General features: G+C 69.5%; 14 protein-coding genes. 13 read left to right on the top strand and 1 reads right to left on the bottom strand.

The genetic code is table 11. The features are described from left to right. The first annotated feature begins 108 nt into the window (after positions 1 to 108). The 12 genes from ACIP6N_RS20875 (at position 109) to ACIP6N_RS20820 (ending at position 14,583) form a co-directional block, all read left to right on the top strand. Positions 109 to 1,122, top strand: coding sequence for a Rossmann-like and DUF2520 domain-containing protein (locus tag ACIP6N_RS20875; protein WP_401817462.1), 1,014 nt, complete (start codon positions 109 to 111; stop codon positions 1,120 to 1,122). Further along, positions 1,119 to 2,261, top strand: a complete 1,143-nt coding sequence (gene panC / locus ACIP6N_RS20870) for a pantoate--beta-alanine ligase (RefSeq protein ID WP_401817460.1) — start codon at positions 1,119 to 1,121, stop codon at positions 2,259 to 2,261. Before ACIP6N_RS20875 ends, panC begins: the two co-directional genes overlap by 4 nt. Before the next feature lie 167 nt (positions 2,262 to 2,428). Continuing rightward, on the top strand, positions 2,429 to 4,144 hold the full coding sequence (locus ACIP6N_RS20865) for an L-aspartate oxidase (RefSeq protein ID WP_401817872.1): 1,716 nt from the start codon (positions 2,429 to 2,431) through the stop codon (positions 4,142 to 4,144). A gap of 2 nt (positions 4,145 to 4,146) precedes the next feature. Further along, complete coding sequence (gene nadC / locus ACIP6N_RS20860) at positions 4,147 to 5,232, top strand: carboxylating nicotinate-nucleotide diphosphorylase (RefSeq protein WP_401817458.1); 1,086 nt, start codon at positions 4,147 to 4,149, stop codon at positions 5,230 to 5,232. Beyond that, on the top strand, positions 5,232 to 6,029 hold the full coding sequence (locus tag ACIP6N_RS20855) for a type III pantothenate kinase (protein ID WP_401817457.1): 798 nt from the start codon (positions 5,232 to 5,234) through the stop codon (positions 6,027 to 6,029). The genes nadC and ACIP6N_RS20855 overlap by 1 nt, the downstream gene beginning before the upstream one ends. Before the next feature lie 270 nt (positions 6,030 to 6,299). Continuing rightward, entirely contained in the window at positions 6,300 to 6,911 is a 612-nt protein-coding gene (locus ACIP6N_RS20850; protein WP_401817869.1) for a hypothetical protein, read from the top strand. 14 nt (positions 6,912 to 6,925) lie between these two features. After that, positions 6,926 to 7,117 carry a hypothetical protein gene (locus ACIP6N_RS20845; RefSeq protein ID WP_401817455.1) on the top strand — a complete coding sequence of 64 codons (192 nt, stop codon included), beginning with the start codon at positions 6,926 to 6,928 and terminating at the stop codon, positions 7,115 to 7,117. A 138-nt stretch (positions 7,118 to 7,255) separates the two neighbouring features. Continuing rightward, the gene (locus ACIP6N_RS20840; RefSeq protein WP_401817454.1) at positions 7,256 to 7,765 is read left to right on the top strand and encodes a BlaI/MecI/CopY family transcriptional regulator; all 510 of its coding nucleotides are present in this window, start codon (positions 7,256 to 7,258) and stop codon (positions 7,763 to 7,765) included. A 9-nt stretch (positions 7,766 to 7,774) separates the two neighbouring features. After that, positions 7,775 to 8,314 carry an amino-acid N-acetyltransferase gene (locus tag ACIP6N_RS20835; RefSeq protein WP_401817453.1) on the top strand — a complete coding sequence of 180 codons (540 nt, stop codon included), beginning with the start codon at positions 7,775 to 7,777 and terminating at the stop codon, positions 8,312 to 8,314. 164 nt (positions 8,315 to 8,478) lie between these two features. Beyond that, positions 8,479 to 8,814 carry an Lsr2 family protein gene (locus tag ACIP6N_RS20830; protein ID WP_401817452.1) on the top strand — a complete coding sequence of 112 codons (336 nt, stop codon included), beginning with the start codon at positions 8,479 to 8,481 and terminating at the stop codon, positions 8,812 to 8,814. A 993-nt stretch (positions 8,815 to 9,807) separates the two neighbouring features. Further along, complete coding sequence (locus ACIP6N_RS20825) at positions 9,808 to 12,330, top strand: ATP-dependent Clp protease ATP-binding subunit (RefSeq protein WP_401817450.1); 2,523 nt, start codon at positions 9,808 to 9,810, stop codon at positions 12,328 to 12,330. A 1,497-nt stretch (positions 12,331 to 13,827) separates the two neighbouring features. Beyond that, entirely contained in the window at positions 13,828 to 14,583 is a 756-nt protein-coding gene (locus ACIP6N_RS20820) for a M23 family metallopeptidase (protein WP_401817449.1), read from the top strand. A gap of 96 nt (positions 14,584 to 14,679) precedes the next feature. Here the strand turns inward: ACIP6N_RS20820 and ACIP6N_RS20815 are convergent, their stop codons facing one another. Beyond that, positions 14,680 to 15,258: a TetR/AcrR family transcriptional regulator gene (locus tag ACIP6N_RS20815; protein ID WP_401817448.1), complete on the bottom strand. Its 579-nt coding sequence runs from the start codon at positions 15,256 to 15,258 to the stop codon at positions 14,680 to 14,682. Positions 15,259 to 15,371: 113 nt separating this feature from the next. On the opposite strand from ACIP6N_RS20815, the gene ACIP6N_RS20810 reads away from it, so the two are divergent. Beyond that, the gene (locus ACIP6N_RS20810) at positions 15,372 to 17,039 is read left to right on the top strand and encodes an MDR family MFS transporter (protein WP_401817446.1); all 1,668 of its coding nucleotides are present in this window, start codon (positions 15,372 to 15,374) and stop codon (positions 17,037 to 17,039) included. Positions 17,040 to 17,096 lie beyond the last annotated feature (57 nt).

The raw sequence follows: 17,096 nt of genomic DNA, 5'->3' as shown, positions 1-17,096 counted from the left end.
GCAGCGATCATCGCTCAGGCCCCGCCCGGCCACCCACAGGGTTCGCGTAGCTGTGGACAACCCCGGGGATGTGGACAACCAGGAGCCCGGCAGCACCCCTGGCGTAGCATGGCCAGAAATCGTCCGGTACCCCTCGCGGACTGGAACGGAAGGTCTCACCGCGTGAATTCAGCAGCACGAAACGAACCTCTCGATCCCCGCGATCGCCCCGCCAGGCTCACGGTCGGCGTCGTCGGCGCGGGGCGGGTGGGACCGGCGCTGGCGGCGTGCCTTCAGCTCGCCGGGCATCAACCCGTCGCCGTGTCCGGCGTTTCCGACGCCTCCGTACGGAGGGCGGGCGTCCTGCTGCCCGACGTTCCGCTGGTCACCCCCGCCGAGGTTCTGGCCCGTGCCGAGCTGGTGCTGCTGACGGTCCCCGACGACGCGCTGCCCGCGCTGGTCGAAGGGCTCGCGGAGACCGGAGCCGTCCGGCCGGGACAGCTCATCGTCCACACCTCGGGGCGCTACGGCACGAAGGTCCTCGACCCCGCGCTGCGGGCCGGAGCCCTGCCGCTCGCCCTGCACCCCGCCATGACCTTCACCGGCACCTCCGTGGACATCCAGCGGCTGGCCGGCTGCTCCTTCGGGGTCACGGCGCCCGAGGAACTGCGGCTGGCGGCCGAAGCGCTGGTCATCGAGATGGGCGGTGAGCCCGAGTGGATCGCCGAGGAGGCCCGTCCGCTCTACCACGCGGCCCTGGCGCTGGGCGCGAACCACCTGGTGACCCTGGTGGCCCAGTCGCTCGACCTGCTGCGTACGGCCGGCGTCGAGGCGCCCGACCGGATGCTCGGCCCGCTGCTGGGCGCCGCCCTCGACAACGCCCTGCGCTCGGGCGACGCCGCGCTCACCGGACCCGTGGCGCGTGGTGACGCGGGCACGGTCGCCGCGCACGTCGCCGAGCTGCGCGCGCACGCGCCGGGCGCCGTCGCCGGATACCTCGCGATGGCCCGTACGACCGCGGACCGCGCGCTGGCCCACGGCCTGCTCAAGCCGGAGCTGGCGGAAGACCTGCTCGATGTCCTGGCGGACGGCGGCCGGCTCGGTGACGCCCGTGGTGACGCGCAGGACGGAGGTGCCCGATGAGCGCTCCCGCGAGTTCCCCCGCGAGCCCGTCGGCAACCGTGCGCGGCCTCTTCGAACTCGCGCCCACCCGCGCCGATCTCGACCGCCTCCTGGCCGCACACACGGCCCGCGCCCCGCACCCGGACGGCGCCCGGTCCCCGGACGGCGCCCCGCGCGCGGCTCGCGGCGACGCCCCCACGGAGCGCGGCCGCATCGCCGTCGTCATGACCATGGGCGCCCTCCACGACGGCCACGCCGGCCTGGTGCGGGCCGCCCGCGCGCAGGTGGGACCGGCCGGTTTCGTCGTGGTCACCGTCTTCGTGAACCCGCTTCAGTTCGGCGCGGGCGAAGACCTGGACCGCTACCCCCGCACCCTCGACGCCGACCTCGTGACCGCGCGCGAGGCGGGCGCGGACGCCGTCTTCGCACCGTCCGCCGACGAGGTCTACCCCGGCGGCGCGCCCCAGGTCAGGATCACCGCAGGGCCCATGGGCGAGCGGCTGGAAGGCGCCTCGCGGCCTGGACATTTCGACGGAATGCTCACCGTCGTCGCCAAGCTGCTGCACCTCACCCGGCCCGATGTGGCCTTCTTCGGCCGCAAGGACGCGCAGCAACTGGCGCTGATACGCCGGATGGTCCGTGATCTGAACTTCCCGGTCGAGATCGTCGGGGTACCCACCGTCCGCGAGGACGACGGCCTCGCGCTGTCCAGCCGCAACCGCTACCTCTCCGCCGCCGACCGCCGTACCGCGCTCCTGATCTCCCGCGCGCTGTTCGCGGCCCGCGACCGCCTCGGCGCCCAGCACGCGCTGCGCGCCCGCGCCGACGAGTCGGGCCGCGCGCCCGCCGAGCGGGCCGCCGGGCTCACCGCCCTCGGCGAGTCGCGGCTCGCGGCCGACGCGCATGCCGTGGCCCAGGCGGCCGGGCAGGCGCGGCCCTGTGGAGCCGACGCCGTACGCGCCGCCGCGCGCGCGGTCCTCGACCAGGCCGGCCGGTCCGTGCCGCCGCTGGTCCTCGACTACCTCGCGCTCGTCGACCCCGCCGACTTCACGGAGGTCCCTGACGGCCACACCGGTGAGGCGATCCTCGCCGTGGCGGGCAAAGTCGGCACGACCCGGCTGATCGACAACATCTCCCTGACCTTCGGAGCCCCCAAGTGACCGCTGCGTCCTCCGCGTCCTCGCGGGGATCCACACCCGACCCGCGGGGATCCACACCCGACCCGCAGGGGTCCGCTCCCGGGTCGCGAGGGTTCGCCCCCGACTCGCCGGGAGCCACTCCCGAACCCTTCACCGGCACAAGGCTGAGCCCTCCCGCCGGCACCCGGCTGAGGGCCCCCGCGCCCGGCTGGTCGGTGGAGGCCGACGTCGTCGTGATCGGCTCGGGCGTCGCCGGTCTCACCGCGGCCCTGCGCTGCACCGCCGCCGGTCTCCGTACGGTGGTCGTCACCAAGGCGCGCCTGGACGACGGCTCCACCCGCTGGGCGCAGGGCGGTATCGCCGCCGCGCTCGGCGAGGGCGACACCCCCGAGCAGCACCTCGACGACACGCTGGTCGCGGGGGCCGGACTGTGCGACGGGGAGGCGGTACGCACGCTCGTCACCGAGGGCCCCGCCGCCGTACGCCGGCTGATCGCCACGGGCGCGCACTTCGACACCACACCGGCCGGTGACCTGCAGCTCACCCGCGAGGGCGGCCACCACCGCCGCCGTATCGCACACGCGGGCGGGGACGCGACCGGCGCCGAGGTCTCCCGCGCGCTGGTGACGGCCGTACGCGCCGCCGCTCTCGACACGGTCGAGAACGCCCTGGCGCTCGACCTGCTGCTGGACGAGCACGGCCGTACGTCGGGCGTCACGCTCCACGTCATGGGCGAGGGCCAGCACGACGGCGTCGGCGCGGTCCTCGCGCCCGCCGTGATCCTCGCGACCGGCGGCATGGGCCAGGTCTTCTCCGCGACGACCAACCCGGCGGTCTCCACGGGCGACGGCGTGGCCCTCGCGCTGCGGGCGGGCGCCGAGGTCTCCGACCTGGAGTTCGTCCAGTTCCATCCGACCGTGCTGTTCCTCGGCGCGGGCTCGGAGGGCCAGCAGCCGCTGGTCTCCGAGGCCGTACGGGGCGAGGGCGCGCATCTGGTCGACGCGGACGGCGTCCGCTTCATGCTCGACCAGCACGAACTGGCTGAGCTGGCGCCGCGTGACATCGTCGCCAAGGCGATCATGCGCCGGATGCGCGAACAGGGCGCGGAGAACATGTTCCTGGACGCCAGGCACTTCGGCGCCCGGATGTGGGAGACCCGCTTCCCCACCATCCTGGCGGCCTGCCGCGCCCACGGCATCGACCCCGTGACGGAACCGATCCCGGTGGCCCCTGCCGCCCACTACGCCTCGGGCGGCGTGCGCACGGACCTGCGCGGCCGTACGACGGTACCCGGCCTGTACGCGTGCGGTGAGGTGGCCTGCACGGGCGTCCACGGCGCGAACCGGCTGGCGTCGAACTCCCTGCTGGAGGGCCTGGTCTTCGCTGAACGGATCGCGGAGGACGTGGCCGCCCGGCCGCGCACCGCCCCGGAAGCGCCGCGCCACCACGACGCCGGGGAGCACGCGGCGGCCACGGCCACCGACGCCGCCCCTCTCCCGCTGACAGCGCACGACGCCCGCGTCCGTATCCAGCGCATCATGTCCGAGGGCGCCGGCGTGCTCCGCTCCGCCCGCAGCCTCCATACCGCCGCCGAAGCGCTGGAGGCCGTCCATCTCGACGCCGTCCGGGCCGAGTCCGACGGGCACGGCAAGGCCGGCGCACCCGGCGTCGACGCCTGGGAGACGTCGAACCTGCTGTGCGTCGCGCGTGTGCTCGTCGCCGCCGCCCTGGAGCGCGAGGAGACCCGGGGCTCCCACTGGCGCGAGGACCACCCCGACCGCGACGACACCGACTGGCGCCGGCACCTGGTCGTGCGCCTCCTGCCCGACCGCAGCCTCGCCCTCCGGCGCACCGGAACGGCTGCCTTCCCGCCCGTAGACCCCGACGCCCCCTGGGAGCCGTAACCGTGAGTACGCCCGAAGACAGTCAGCGTCCCGTACCCGTGGACGTACCGCTGATACAGATCGGTGTCCCCACGGCGGCCGCCGGGGGCTGCGGTGACGGCTGTGGCTGCGGCGGTGAGGACGAGTACGACCTCGACGGGATCGAGTGCGGGCTCGACCCCGCGCTCGCGCAGCTCCTCGCCGACGCCGGGCTCGACCCCGTCCAGGTCGAGGACATCGCGCACGTCGCCATCGAGGAGGACCTCGACCACGGCGTGGACGTGACGACAGCCGCGACCGTCCCCGAAGACGCCGTCGCCACCGGTGACTTCACCGCGCGCGAGGGCGGCACGGTCGCCGGACTGCGCGTCGTGGAGGCCGTCCTGTCCGTCGTCTGCACCGACGAGTTCGCCGTGGAGCGGCACGTCGAGGACGGCGACCGCGTCGAGGCCGGGCAGAAGCTGCTCAGCGTCACCGCCCTCACCCGTGACCTGCTCACGGCCGAGCGCAGCGCGCTCAATCTGCTGTGCCGTCTCTCCGGCATCGCGACGGCCACCCGCGCCTGGGCCGACCTGCTCGAAGGCACCAAGGCCAAGGTCCGCGACACCCGCAAGACCACGCCGGGGCTGCGCGCGCTGGAGAAGTACGCGGTGCGCTGCGGCGGCGGTGTCAACCACCGGATGTCGCTCTCGGACGCCGCGCTCGTCAAGGACAACCACGTCGTGGCGGCCGGCGGTGTCGCCGAGGCGTTCAAGGCCGTACGCGCGCGGTTCCCCGACGTACCGATCGAGGTGGAGGCCGACACCCTGGACCAGGTGCGTGAAGTCCTCGACGCCGGCGCCGACTTGATCCTGCTGGACAACTTCACCCCGGCCGCGACCGCGGAGGCCGTCGCCCTCGTCGCGGGCCGCGCGGTCCTGGAGTCCTCGGGCCGCCTCACGCTCTCCAACGCCCGCGCCTACGCCGAGACGGGCGTCGACTACCTCGCGGTCGGCGCGCTCACGCACTCCTCACCGATCCTGGACGTCGGCCTCGACCTCCGCGAGGCCGACGACGTCTCCGAGGCCGGCGAAGCGCTTGAGGACGGCGAAGAGGCGGCGGAGGGCTGATGCTGCTCACGATCGACGTCGGCAACACCCATACCGTCCTTGGCCTGTTCGACGGCGAGGAGATCGTCGAGCACTGGCGCATCTCCACCGACGCCCGGCGCACGGCGGACGAACTCGCCGTACTCCTCCAGGGTTTGATGGGCATGCACCCGCTGCTCGGCGAGGAACTGGGCGACGGCATCTCGGGTATCGCGATCTGCTCGACCGTCCCCTCCGTCCTGCACGAGCTGCGCGAGGTGACCCGCCGCTACTACGGCGACGTGCCCGCCGTCCTCGTGGAGCCCGGCATCAAGACGGGCGTGCCGATCCTGATGGACAACCCCAAGGAGGTCGGCGCCGACCGCATCATCAACGCGGTGGCGGCCGTCGACCTCTACGGCGGTCCCGCGATCGTCGTGGACTTCGGTACGGCGACGACGTTCGACGCGGTCAGCGCGCGCGGCGAGTACGCGGGCGGTGTCATCGCGCCGGGCATCGAGATCTCCGTGGAGGCGCTGGGCATCAAGGGCGCCCAGCTCCGCAAGATCGAACTGGCCAGGCCGCGCAGCGTGATCGGCAAGAACACCGTCGAGGCCATGCAGTCGGGCATCGTGTACGGCTTCGCCGGCCAGGTCGACGGTGTGGTGCGGCGCATGGCGCGCGAGCTGGTCGACGATCCGGAAGAGGTGACGGTGATCGCGACCGGCGGCCTCGCCCCGATGGTCCTCGGCGAGGCCTCCGTGATCGATGAGCACGAGCCCTGGCTGACCCTGATCGGCCTGCGCCTGGTGTACGAGCGGAACGTCGCCCGGATGTGACGCACCGCGGCGCCCTCGCCGGCGCCGCGGTACGCGGTGCCCGCGTGCGGTTGCCCGTACGGACTGAGGCCGCACACGGACCGCGTACGGGTTCCGCACGGACGACAAGGTCCCGGACCGTACTCGGAAGGCGCACAAGGAGCCACGTCACAAGGGACCCGCGTACGGAACACGGTGCCGGGCCGCGCCCAAGAGTGACCGTTAAGCGGGTTTTGTCCACTTGGCACGTAAAGTCACCGCATGCCCACGCCATACGGATCCCGCGGCGGCATGGCGTTCGGTGCTGACGAGCTGCGTGTGCTCCGACGCGCCCTCGCTGTCGCCCTCCAGCCCGCCCCGCTGCCCGACGAGGACATCCAGGACTGCCTGCGCCTCGCCGAGTCCGTCGACGAGGCGATCGAGGAAGCGGGGCGGCTGCGCGCGTTCCTCGTCGCCGACCTCGCCAGATACCGCGCCGCGCTCCCCGGCTCCCTCACCGGCTATCTGGAACTGCTCCAGGACGCCCTGGCCGCCGGATACCAGCCGCAGCCCGACGATCTCGCGGCGCTGCGGGCCCTGCGCGGCAACCCGCTCGCCGCTGTGCTCCTCGACCGCTGCCTGTGCCTGGCCGAGCAGGCCGTACGCGCCCGCCTCGCCAAACGGGCGACGGCCGTCGCGTACGCGGACGCGATCGCGGCTCCCGGGCCCCGTACGCGGCTGCACGCCCTCCCTGGCGGGCGCGTCGCCGACGAGCCGAAGACGCCCAGGGAGCCCCGCGAGCCCGCGGCCCCGCCGCGTCCGGCCCCCGGCGGCCCGAAGGAGCGTCCGATGCCCAAGCCGTCCGAGGTCTTTCCGCCGCGCCGCCGCCCCGCGGCCCCGCCGGAGAAGCTGGCGGCCGGGTAGTTAGGCTGGGCGGTATGGACTATGTATCCGCGCTTGTGCCTCCTGTGGTGATGGCCGCCTTCTTCATCTTCCTGGTCCGGACGATCGTCAAAAGCCAGGGTGGCCCGAACAAGGCCAAGGAGGACGCGGCCGTGGACGCCGCGATCGCCCGCGCGGAAGCCGCCGCCCAGCAGCAGGGCCGCGCGCCGGACACGTCCAGCGCCTGAACCGGGTCCCCCCGACTCGTGCGGGGGATCGATAAAACGGACGTACGACGACACGGACGTACGACTGGAATCCAGTCGTACGTCCTTTTTGTTCCGTAAATAACCGGCTATTCAGACATCTCCTACTAAGGTGGCGCTGTGCCCCGTCAATTGGGAGACCTTGAAGACGCCGTCATGACAAGGGTCTGGGAATGGAACCGGCCGGTCACCGTGAGGGAAGTACTCGAAGACCTTCAGCGGGAACGCTCCATCGCCTACACCACCGTCATGACCGTAATGGACAATCTCCATCAGAAGGGCTGGGTGCGCAGGGAAGTCGAGGGCCGCGCGTATAGATATACGGCGGTCTCCACCCGTGCCGCCTACGCGGCCGCGCTGATGAACGAGGCGTGGTCGAAGAGTGACAACGCGGCAGCGGCGCTTGTCGCCTTCTTCGGCATGATGTCGCCCGAGCAGCGCCAGTCACTGGAGGATGCCTTCAGTATGGTGCGCGGCGATCGGCCGGAAGTCGCACCGGAAGAGGCGGGTTCTTCGCCGGTCGAAGACATGAGCGAAGAGGCGGTCGAAGAGGCGTCCGAAGTGACTCGCGAAGAGCCGGCGCAAGAGAGGGCCGAGGGCGCCGACAGCGGCCCGGACGCCGGGCGATAGCGTCCAGTCATGCCGTCAGCGCTTCCGCTTCCCAATGCCGCAGCTAATGCCCTCACCGTCCGGCGGGCCAGGACCAGGGATGTACCGGCTGTCCGCCGACTCGTCGGCCCTTACGTGAGTGAAGGCATCCTGCTCGACAAAGCGCCGGTGACTCTTTACGAGGACATCCAGGAGTTCTGGGTGGCAGAACGCGACGAGGACGCTAGTGTCATCGGTTGCGGCGCCCTCCATGTCATGTGGGAAGACCTCGCCGAAGTGCGCACTCTCGCCGTGGACCCCGCGGTCAGGGGGATGGGCGTGGGGCATCAACTCCTGGACAAGCTGTTGGAGACGGCGCGCTGGCTCGGAGTGCGGCGGGTATTCTGCCTGACCTTCGAAGTCGACTTCTTCTCCAAGCGCGGCTTCCGGGAGATCGGTGAGACACCGGTCGGCCGAGATGTCTACAGGGAGCTGCTGCGTTCCTATGACGAGGGTGTCGCCGAGTTCCTTGGTCTCGAACGAGTGAAGCCGAACACCTTGGGCAACAGTCGGATGCTTCTGCACCTGTGATCGCCGGAAGTCACCAGAACTTCGTCAAGGCGTAGGAACCCTATGTCCGAATCGCGCACGTTTCCCGTGTTCTTGAGCGTCTGAACCTCTGCCGGGGGTTTGTGTTTTCCTGAGAAAAGCGGTTTCCTTTCCGCGTACTGCATTTTTCGATGAAAGGAAATCCGGTGGCACAGAAGGTTCAGGTCCTTCTTGTCGATGACCTCGACGGCGGCGAGGCGGACGAGACCGTGACGTTCGCACTTGATGGCAAGACCTACGAGATCGACCTCACGACGGCCAATGCGGACAAGCTCCGGGGTCTGCTCGATCCGTACACCAAGAGTGGCCGGCGTACCGGTGGCCGCGCGGCGGGTGGCCGCGGCAAGGGCCGTGTCGCTGCCGGCGGTAACAAGGACACCGCGGAAATCCGCAAGTGGGCGAAGGAGAACGGCTACAGCGTCAACGACCGCGGCCGTGTTCCCGCCGACATCCGCGAAGCCTACGAGAAGGCCAACGGCTGAGTATTCGTACGCAGCGTATTTCCACGCAGCAACCGGATCCGGCGGCGGCAGGCCGCCGCGTCCACGAGCCGTACGAGATCGGGGGCACCCCCACCGCTGCCCCCGTTGCCGACGCCGGACCCCAGGGGTGCGAGGGCCGGTGACGTCGGCTCGACCTCGTGACCCGGCTCGGGGGGCCGCAGCCGTACGGGCGGTCCCCTGCGCGGCGCGAGGCGTTCCCGGTGTCGTGGGGCCGGCGCCCGTCCGCCGGTGCCGCGCGCGATCGCGCCCCACTGAAGCCGGTCGAGCAGCCCGGCCGGGCAGCCCCGGCAGCTCGTCGGCGCTTCCCGCAGCGGCCGGTGGCCACACACGCACGCTCGCGCGCCAGTCGGCGCCCCGGCCCGTGTCTTTTCCCGCGCTCCTTCCCGCGCCCGGCCCGTGAGGCCGCCCGCCGGAAGCCCTCCCTGCCCTCTGCGCGTCCCCCCAGACGGCTCCAGCACGCTGAGGCCGAGCCCGGCCGGCGGTTGTACGGGCCGGTCCCTCCACCGAACGCCGCACGTCGCTCCCCGGGAACTCCCGAGCGACGCCGGCGGTTACACACCGTGGAAAACTCCTTGCGGAGAGTGTCGGCCTGAGTGGCGTACGGGCGCATGCGGGGACACGCGCGTGTTCGCCCGTAGCTGAGGGAATCGGGGTGCCCGGCATGGACTGTCAGTCTTTACGGGTAAGACATTCCTAGTGGGGAGGGGCGAAACGCAGTCCTGGGCGTCTCACGTTCGCCATCGGCGTACTGCCGGTGAGGGTATGTGGCTGGCCAAGGGGAACATCGTCTCGCACCATCAGGTTGGAGCAGGTGTCGGCTGTTCGGGAGGAAGTTTCCGCTTCGGAGCGGGGGTGATCCGGTCGGATGTCGGCAGTTGGAATGAGCGGTCCCCGCTTGCGGGACTAAGCTGCGGAAGGACAGGGAGGGGACCGACCCCTTTACTGCCTGACCGCTCTGAGGAGCGATTAACGATGTTCGAGAGGTTCACCGACCGCGCGCGGCGGGTTGTCGTCCTGGCTCAGGAAGAAGCCCGGATGCTCAACCACAACTACATCGGCACCGAGCACATCCTCCTGGGCCTTATCCACGAGGGTGAGGGTGTCGCCGCTAAGGCCCTGGAGAGCCTCGGGATTTCGCTCGAGGCGGTCCGCCAGCAGGTGGAGGAGATCATCGGGCAGGGCCAGCAGGCCCCGTCGGGTCACATCCCCTTCACTCCTCGTGCCAAGAAGGTCCTGGAGCTGTCGCTCCGCGAGGCCCTTCAGCTGGGCCACAACTACATCGGTACGGAGCACATCCTGCTCGGCCTGATCCGCGAGGGCGAGGGCGTCGCCGCCCAGGTCCTCGTGAAGCTGGGCGCCGATCTCAACCGGGTGCGGCAGCAGGTCATCCAGCTGCTCTCCGGCTACCAGGGCAAGGAGGCCGCCACAGCGGGCGGTCCTGCCGAGGGCACGCCCTCCACGTCCCTGGTCCTCGACCAGTTCGGCCGGAATCTCACCCAGGCCGCTCGTGAGTCCAAGCTCGACCCGGTCATCGGGCGCGAGAAGGAGATCGAGCGGGTCATGCAGGTGCTGTCCCGCCGTACGAAGAACAACCCGGTCCTCATCGGCGAGCCCGGCGTCGGCAAGACGGCGGTCGTCGAGGGCCTGGCGCAGGCCATCGTCAAGGGCGAGGTGCCCGAGACCCTCAAGGACAAGCACCTCTACACCCTGGACCTCGGCGCGCTGGTCGCCGGATCCCGCTACCGCGGTGACTTCGAGGAGCGCCTGAAGAAGGTTCTCAAGGAGATCCGCACCCGCGGCGACATCATCCTGTTCATCGACGAGCTCCACACCCTGGTGGGTGCGGGTGCCGCCGAGGGCGCGATCGACGCCGCGAGCATCCTGAAGCCGATGCTGGCCCGCGGTGAGCTCCAGACCATCGGTGCGACGACGCTGGACGAGTACCGCAAGCACCTGGAGAAGGACGCGGCCCTCGAGCGCCGCTTCCAGCCCATCCAGGTCGCGGAGCCGTCGCTGCCGCACACGATCGAGATCCTGAAGGGTCTGCGCGACCGTTACGAGGCCCACCACCGCGTGTCCATCACGGACTCCGCGCTGGTCGCCGCCGCGACGCTCGCCGACCGCTACATCTCGGACCGCTTCCTGCCGGACAAGGCGATCGACCTGATCGACGAGGCCGGTTCCCGGATGCGCATCCGCCGGATGACCGCGCCGCCGGACCTCCGCGAGTTCGACGAGAAGATCGCGGGCGTCCGTCGCGACAAGGAGTCGGCGATCGACTCCCAGGACTTCGAGAAGGCAGCGTCTCTCCGCGACAAGGAGAAGCAGCTGCTGGCCGCGAAGACCAAGCGCGAGAAGGAGTGGAAGGCCGGCGACATGGACGTCGTCGCCGAGGTGGACGAGGAGCTGATCGCCGAGGTCCTGGCGACGGCCACGGGCATCCCGGTCTTCAAGCTGACCGAGGAAGAGTCCTCGCGGCTGCTCCGTATGGAGGACGAGCTGCACAAGCGCGTCATCGGCCAGAAGGACGCCATCAAGGCGCTCTCGCAGGCCATCCGCCGTACGCGAGCCGGTCTGAAGGACCCGAAGCGCCCCGGTGGCTCGTTCATCTTCGCCGGCCCGTCCGGCGTCGGTAAGACCGAGCTGTCCAAGACGCTCGCCGAGTTCCTCTTCGGCGACGAGGACGCGCTGATCTCCCTCGACATGTCGGAGTTCAGCGAGAAGCACACGGTTTCCCGGCTCTTCGGTTCTCCCCCCGGTTACGTGGGATACGAAGAGGGCGGCCAGCTCACCGAGAAGGTCCGCAGGAAGCCGTTCTCCGTCGTCCTCTTCGACGAGGTCGAGAAGGCCCACCCCGATATCTTCAATTCCCTGCTCCAGATCCTGGAGGACGGTCGCCTGACCGACTCCCAGGGCCGGGTCGTGGACTTCAAGAACACGGTCATCATCATGACGACCAACCTCGGGACCCGGGACATCTCCAAGGGGTTCAACCTGGGCTTCGCCGCCCAGGGCGACACCAAGTCGAACTACGAGCGGATGAAGAACAAGGTCAACGAAGAGCTGAAGCAGCACTTCCGGCCCGAGTTCCTCAACCGTGTCGACGACACGGTGGTCTTCCACCAGCTCACCGAGGAAGACATCATCCAGATCGTCGACCTCATGGTCGGCAAGGTGGACGAGCGGCTGAAGGACCGGGACATGGGCCTCGAGCTCAGCCCGAACGCCAAGTCGCTCCTCGCCAAGAAGGGTTACGACCCGGTCCTGGGCGCCCGGCCGCTGCGCCGGACGATCCAGCGCGAGATCGAGGACGTGCTCTCCGAGAAGATCCTCTTCGGTGAGCTGCGCGCCGGTCACATCGTGGTCGTGGACACGGACGGCGAGGGTGAAGCGAAGAAGTTCACCTTCCGAGGCGAGGAGAAGTCCGCACTGCCGGACGCCCCGCCGATCGAGCAGGCAGCGGGCGGCGGCCCGAACCTGACAAAGGAAGCATGACGAACGCCGGGCGCTGAGCCCGAGCGAACGTTGAAGGGGCTGCCCCGGACCGGTCACGGTCTGGGGCAGCCCCTTTTGCTGCGGGTGGGTTATGCCCGGAGGGTCAGGCGGTCGCCGAAGGGAGGGAAAGCCGGGGCGACGTGCTCCCTGCCGTGATGGTCTTCTGAGGGATTCAGCGTCACCTGTTTGATTTGTGGTGCCCGATGGGCAGGATGCGAATCCGGGGCCAGTTCCTGTCGTGAGCCGATGCTCGGAGCGAGCGGGCGCGGGGAGGGACAAATCCCCGGTGTGGAAAGGCCGATGGGTTGATCGCCGTGCACGTTGAGATGGCTCGACGTCGAGCCGCCGGGCGGCAGCCGCAATGGGACGGACTGCGTGAGCAAGCAAGATCGGGGGCAGTCGGCCGAGCGGGTTTCCGACTGTCGCCGCATCCGCCTGAGTGAGGTATGCCGCGTCAATTCGGAGGTATCCGAGCGGGACTTCTGTGAATGCGGTGACTCGAAATCCGGTCGGAGTGCTGACGGCCCGTCATGCGCCTGCCCCTCCTGAGGGAAGCGAGCCCGACCGTGCGTCAACTGGTTGTGTACGCATGGATCGCTGACCGCGCGTACCGCTATGCGTAAGGAAGCGCGTCGCCGTCGACGCAGATGAGTTCGGTAATGCCCCTCGTTGCCTGTGCATCGGGTGTGCACGATTCCGGAACGCTGCGGAAGTACGTAAGGTCTCGGCGAGGCGGTTTTCCGCCTGTACCGTGCGACGAGTCGGCAGTTGTGCGTGAATTCGGCCCGTCACATGGTCACCGGCGCGGTCGTCGACCACCACGGAATCCACACGTGTCGGCAACGGCCGGCACACGCATGCAGGGTCTTGCGCCGTTAATCGCCGTCGGCCCGCGCGTCTCCCTGTGCGAGCTGCGCGGGCAATGTCTCAATGCCAACGGGGCGGTTCCGTAACGCTGTTGGCTGTGCGCGCTGTATATCCGTTCCCGGAGAGACCTGCCCACCTGTTCGCGCATCGCGGGGCTCCGGTGTGAACGTGTCCGGTCCCGCGCGCCCCGAGAGCCCGTCATTCCGCCGCCAGTTGTGGTGCAGGGCCGGTCGGCGGCAGGGCCGGGACCTTCGTCCCGAAACGGACGGCACTGCGACCCGGCGGCCGTGACAAGGCGCACAGCCGCTTTCGCGTCTACTACGCGCAATAGTCGCGGCGCGTCGAGAGCCCGTAGGGCTTCCGGCGGAGCTGGCCCGGGACCTTCGGCCCCCTCGTGACGGGTGTTCGGAGCCGTATCGGCCCACCTGCGCTCGTGCGGCCCGTATCGCTTCCGGTCGAGCCTCGGGCGGGCCGGTTAAGACGGGCGTCAAGAGGCTGATTGCCGTAGCGCCACCTACGACACGCTGTCGTAGGTGGGCGTTTTGGGTAGAGATGGGAGTTTGCGTTACCAAGGGGAGGCCAGCCCGGAGCGTGTCTGCCGGGTCCCCGAACACGCGGAGGTTCTGCCGTATGTCGCAGCCCACTCAGCCCCGTCAGTCCCGTCGCTCCGTCCTGCGTTCCCGGGCCGCCATCCTGGCCGCAGGGGTCGGAGTGTCCGTCGCGGCCGGGACCGGGGCCGCGTTCGCCGCGACCGGGTCCGACGCCAGTGCTCACCTCGGTGAAGCCGCGAGTTCGTCTACGGTCGTCGCCGTACAGAAGCAGGCCTCCGCGCAGAGCGAGGCCGCTCAGAAGCACGCCGCGGCGGTCAAGGCGCAGCACGCGAAGCTCGTTCAGCAGGAGAAGGACAGAAAGGTTCAGCTGGTCGCGGAGCAGATCAAGGCGAAGAAGACCGCTGCCAAGAAGGCCGCCTCCTGGATCCCGCCCGTCGACCACTACAAGCTGAGCGCACCCTTCGGCCGCGGCGGCACCATGTGGTCGCACAAGCACTCGGGCCAGGACTTCGCCGTGCCGATCGGTACGGCTGTCCACGCCGCCCACGGAGGCACCGTCGTGAAGGCGGGCCCCAATGGCGCCGGTGACGGCCCCGCGTACGGCAACGCCGTCGTGATCCGGCACGCGAACAACACGTACTCGCAGTACGCGCACCTCTCGAAGGTCGAGGTGCATGTGGGGCAGCACGTGAACACGGACCAGTTCATCGCTCTCTCGGGCAATACCGGGAACAGCAGTGGTCCGCACCTGCACTTCGAGATCCGCACGACCCCGAACTACGGCTCCGCCGTGAACCCGGTGCACTACATGCGCGCCGAGGGCGTCAAGCTCTGACCCGGCCGGCGTCGTGCGCGTGACTGACGCCGTGCCCGTCGCGGGCGCCGTGACTCCGGCCGGCGCCGTGCCCGTGGCCGGCGCCGTGAGCGCCGTTCACGGCGCGACCCGGTGAGCCTGGCTCATCAGATCAATGGAGACCTCCAGGATGGCTGTCCGCTTCTCCTCGGGGTCTCCTTCCACGTCCCGGAGCGCGAACATCCCCGCGTGCATGGAGAAGAGCGCCGTCATGCAGCGCACCCGGTTCGTCATGGACGCGCCCTCGACCTCCAGCAGGTCGAGCATCTCCATCATCCGCTCCTTGAAGGTCTCCCCGATGCTCAGGTCGCGGACCGTCCCCTGGTTCTCCTGCATGAACCGGAACAGCGGGCTGGCGTCCTTCAGCGCCTCGCTGTAGCGGCGCAGGATCTCCTGCTTGACCTCCAGGGTGTGCGGCTGTGTCCTGCCCCAGGTGATCAGCTCGTCCAGCGGGCGGCCCATCTCCTGGAAGAGGCTGATCAGGATGTCTTCCTTCGTCTTGAAGTGGTAGTACAAAGCGGCCTTCGTCACATCCAGCCGCTCGGCGATCTCCCGCAGCGAGGTCTTCTCGTATCCGTGTTCCGCGAAGAGTTCCATGGCCACGTCCTGAATGCGCTGGCGCGTGTCTCCACGCCGCCCGTGCTGAGTGCTGCTCATGGTCTCTCCTGAATGCGGTAACTTACTTGACGCCCGACAAGTGAAGGTTTAACTTCCCACAGTGTAGTGAACTTGCCGGGCGGCAAGTAAGTGCCAGGGGAGCGGTGGGGAAGATGAGTTCAACCGACAAACAGCCGAAGAGCGGCCGAACAGAAGACAAACAGACCGCTGGGGGGCGGGCGCCCGAGGCGCCTGAGCTGTCCACGGACAAGGCAGTGAAGGCGGCGAAGGCGGAGAAGCAGCCGCGCAGCGTCCGGGTGGTGCTGCTCGCGCTGATGATCGCGATGCTGCTCGCCATGCTGGACAACATGATCATCGGTACCGCCATGCCGACCATCGTCGGCGAACTGGGCGGACTGGAACATCTGTCCTGGGTGGTCACCGCGTACACCCTGGCCACCGCGGCCTCCACCCCGATCTGGGGCAAGCTCGGTGACCTGTACGGGCGCAAGGGCGTCTTCCTCGCCGCGATCGTGATCTTCCTGATCGGATCCGTGCTGAGCGGTATGGCCCAGGACATGGGCCAGCTCATCGGCTTCCGGGCCATTCAGGGTCTCGGCGCCGGTGGTCTGATGGTCGGCGTCATGGCGATCATCGGTGACCTCATCCCGCCCCGCGAGCGCGGTAAGTACCAGGGCATGATGGCCGGCGTCATGGCACTCGCCATGATCGGCGGACCGCTGGTCGGCGGCACCATCACCGACCACCTCGGCTGGCGCTGGAGCTTCTACATCAACCTGCCGCTCGGTGCGGTGGCGCTGATCATGATCACCACGGTGCTGCACCTGCCGCGCAAGGACCGGTCGAAGGCCAAGGTCGACTACCTCGGCGCCGCGCTGCTGACCGTCGGCATCACCTCGATCGTGCTGGTCACGACCTGGGGCGGTACGGAGTACGCGTGGTCCTCCGCGCGGATCCTGGAACTCATCGCGCTCGGTGTCGTCTCGCTCGCCGGATTCATCTTCGTGCAGACGAAGGCGGCCGAGCCGATCATGCCGCTGCACATATTCCGCAACCGCAACTTCACCCTGATGTCGGTGATCGGTTTCGTCACCGGCTTCGTGATGTTCGGCGCGACCCTCTTCCTGCCGCTGTTCCAGCAGGCCGTGCAGGGCGCCTCCGCCACCAACTCCGGTCTGCTGCTCCTGCCGATGCTGCTGGCGATGATGGCCATCTCGCTCGTCGCGGGCCGTGTCACCACGAGCACCGGCAAGTACAAGATCTTCCCGATCATGGGCAGCGTGCTGATGGTCGTCGGTCTGTACCTGCTGTCCACGATGGACACCGGCACCTCGCGCTTCACTTCCGGTCTCTACATGGCGGTGCTCGGCGCCGGCATGGGCTTCCTGATGCAGATCACCATGCTCGTCGCGCAGAACAGCGTCGAGATGAAGGACATGGGCGTCGCGTCCTCGTCCACGACCCTGTTCCGTACGCTCGGCAGCTCGTTCGGTGTCGCCATCATGGGCGCGCTGTTCAACAACCGGGTGCAGGACGAGATGGCCGCGAGCGCGGCGCGCAACGGCGGCGGCAGTGCCTCGCTGGCGTCGGCGCAGCTCGACGCCAAGAGCCTGGCGAAGCTGCCCGAGATGGTGCGCGAGGCGTACCAGCACGCGGTGGCGGCGGGTACGCACGTCTCCTTCCTGCTGGGTGCCGCGATCGCCGTAGTGGCCCTGGCCGGTGCCCTGTTCGTCAAGGAGATCCCGCTGCGCGGCGGTGCGCCGAAGCCTTCGGACGATGCCGCTCCGACGGCCGACCAGAAGGTTGCGCAGTCCGCCTGATTTTCTCGTACAGCCTTCGACGGCCCTCGGTGCGTATGCGCACCGAGGGCCGTCGTG

The sequence above is a fragment of the Streptomyces sp. NPDC088725 genome, from assembly GCF_044751305.1.
Taxonomy (GTDB): Bacteria; Actinomycetota; Actinomycetes; order Streptomycetales; family Streptomycetaceae; genus Streptomyces.
Note: the sequence above shows the minus strand (reverse complement) of the source record. Positions and strands in the feature narration are given on the sequence as shown.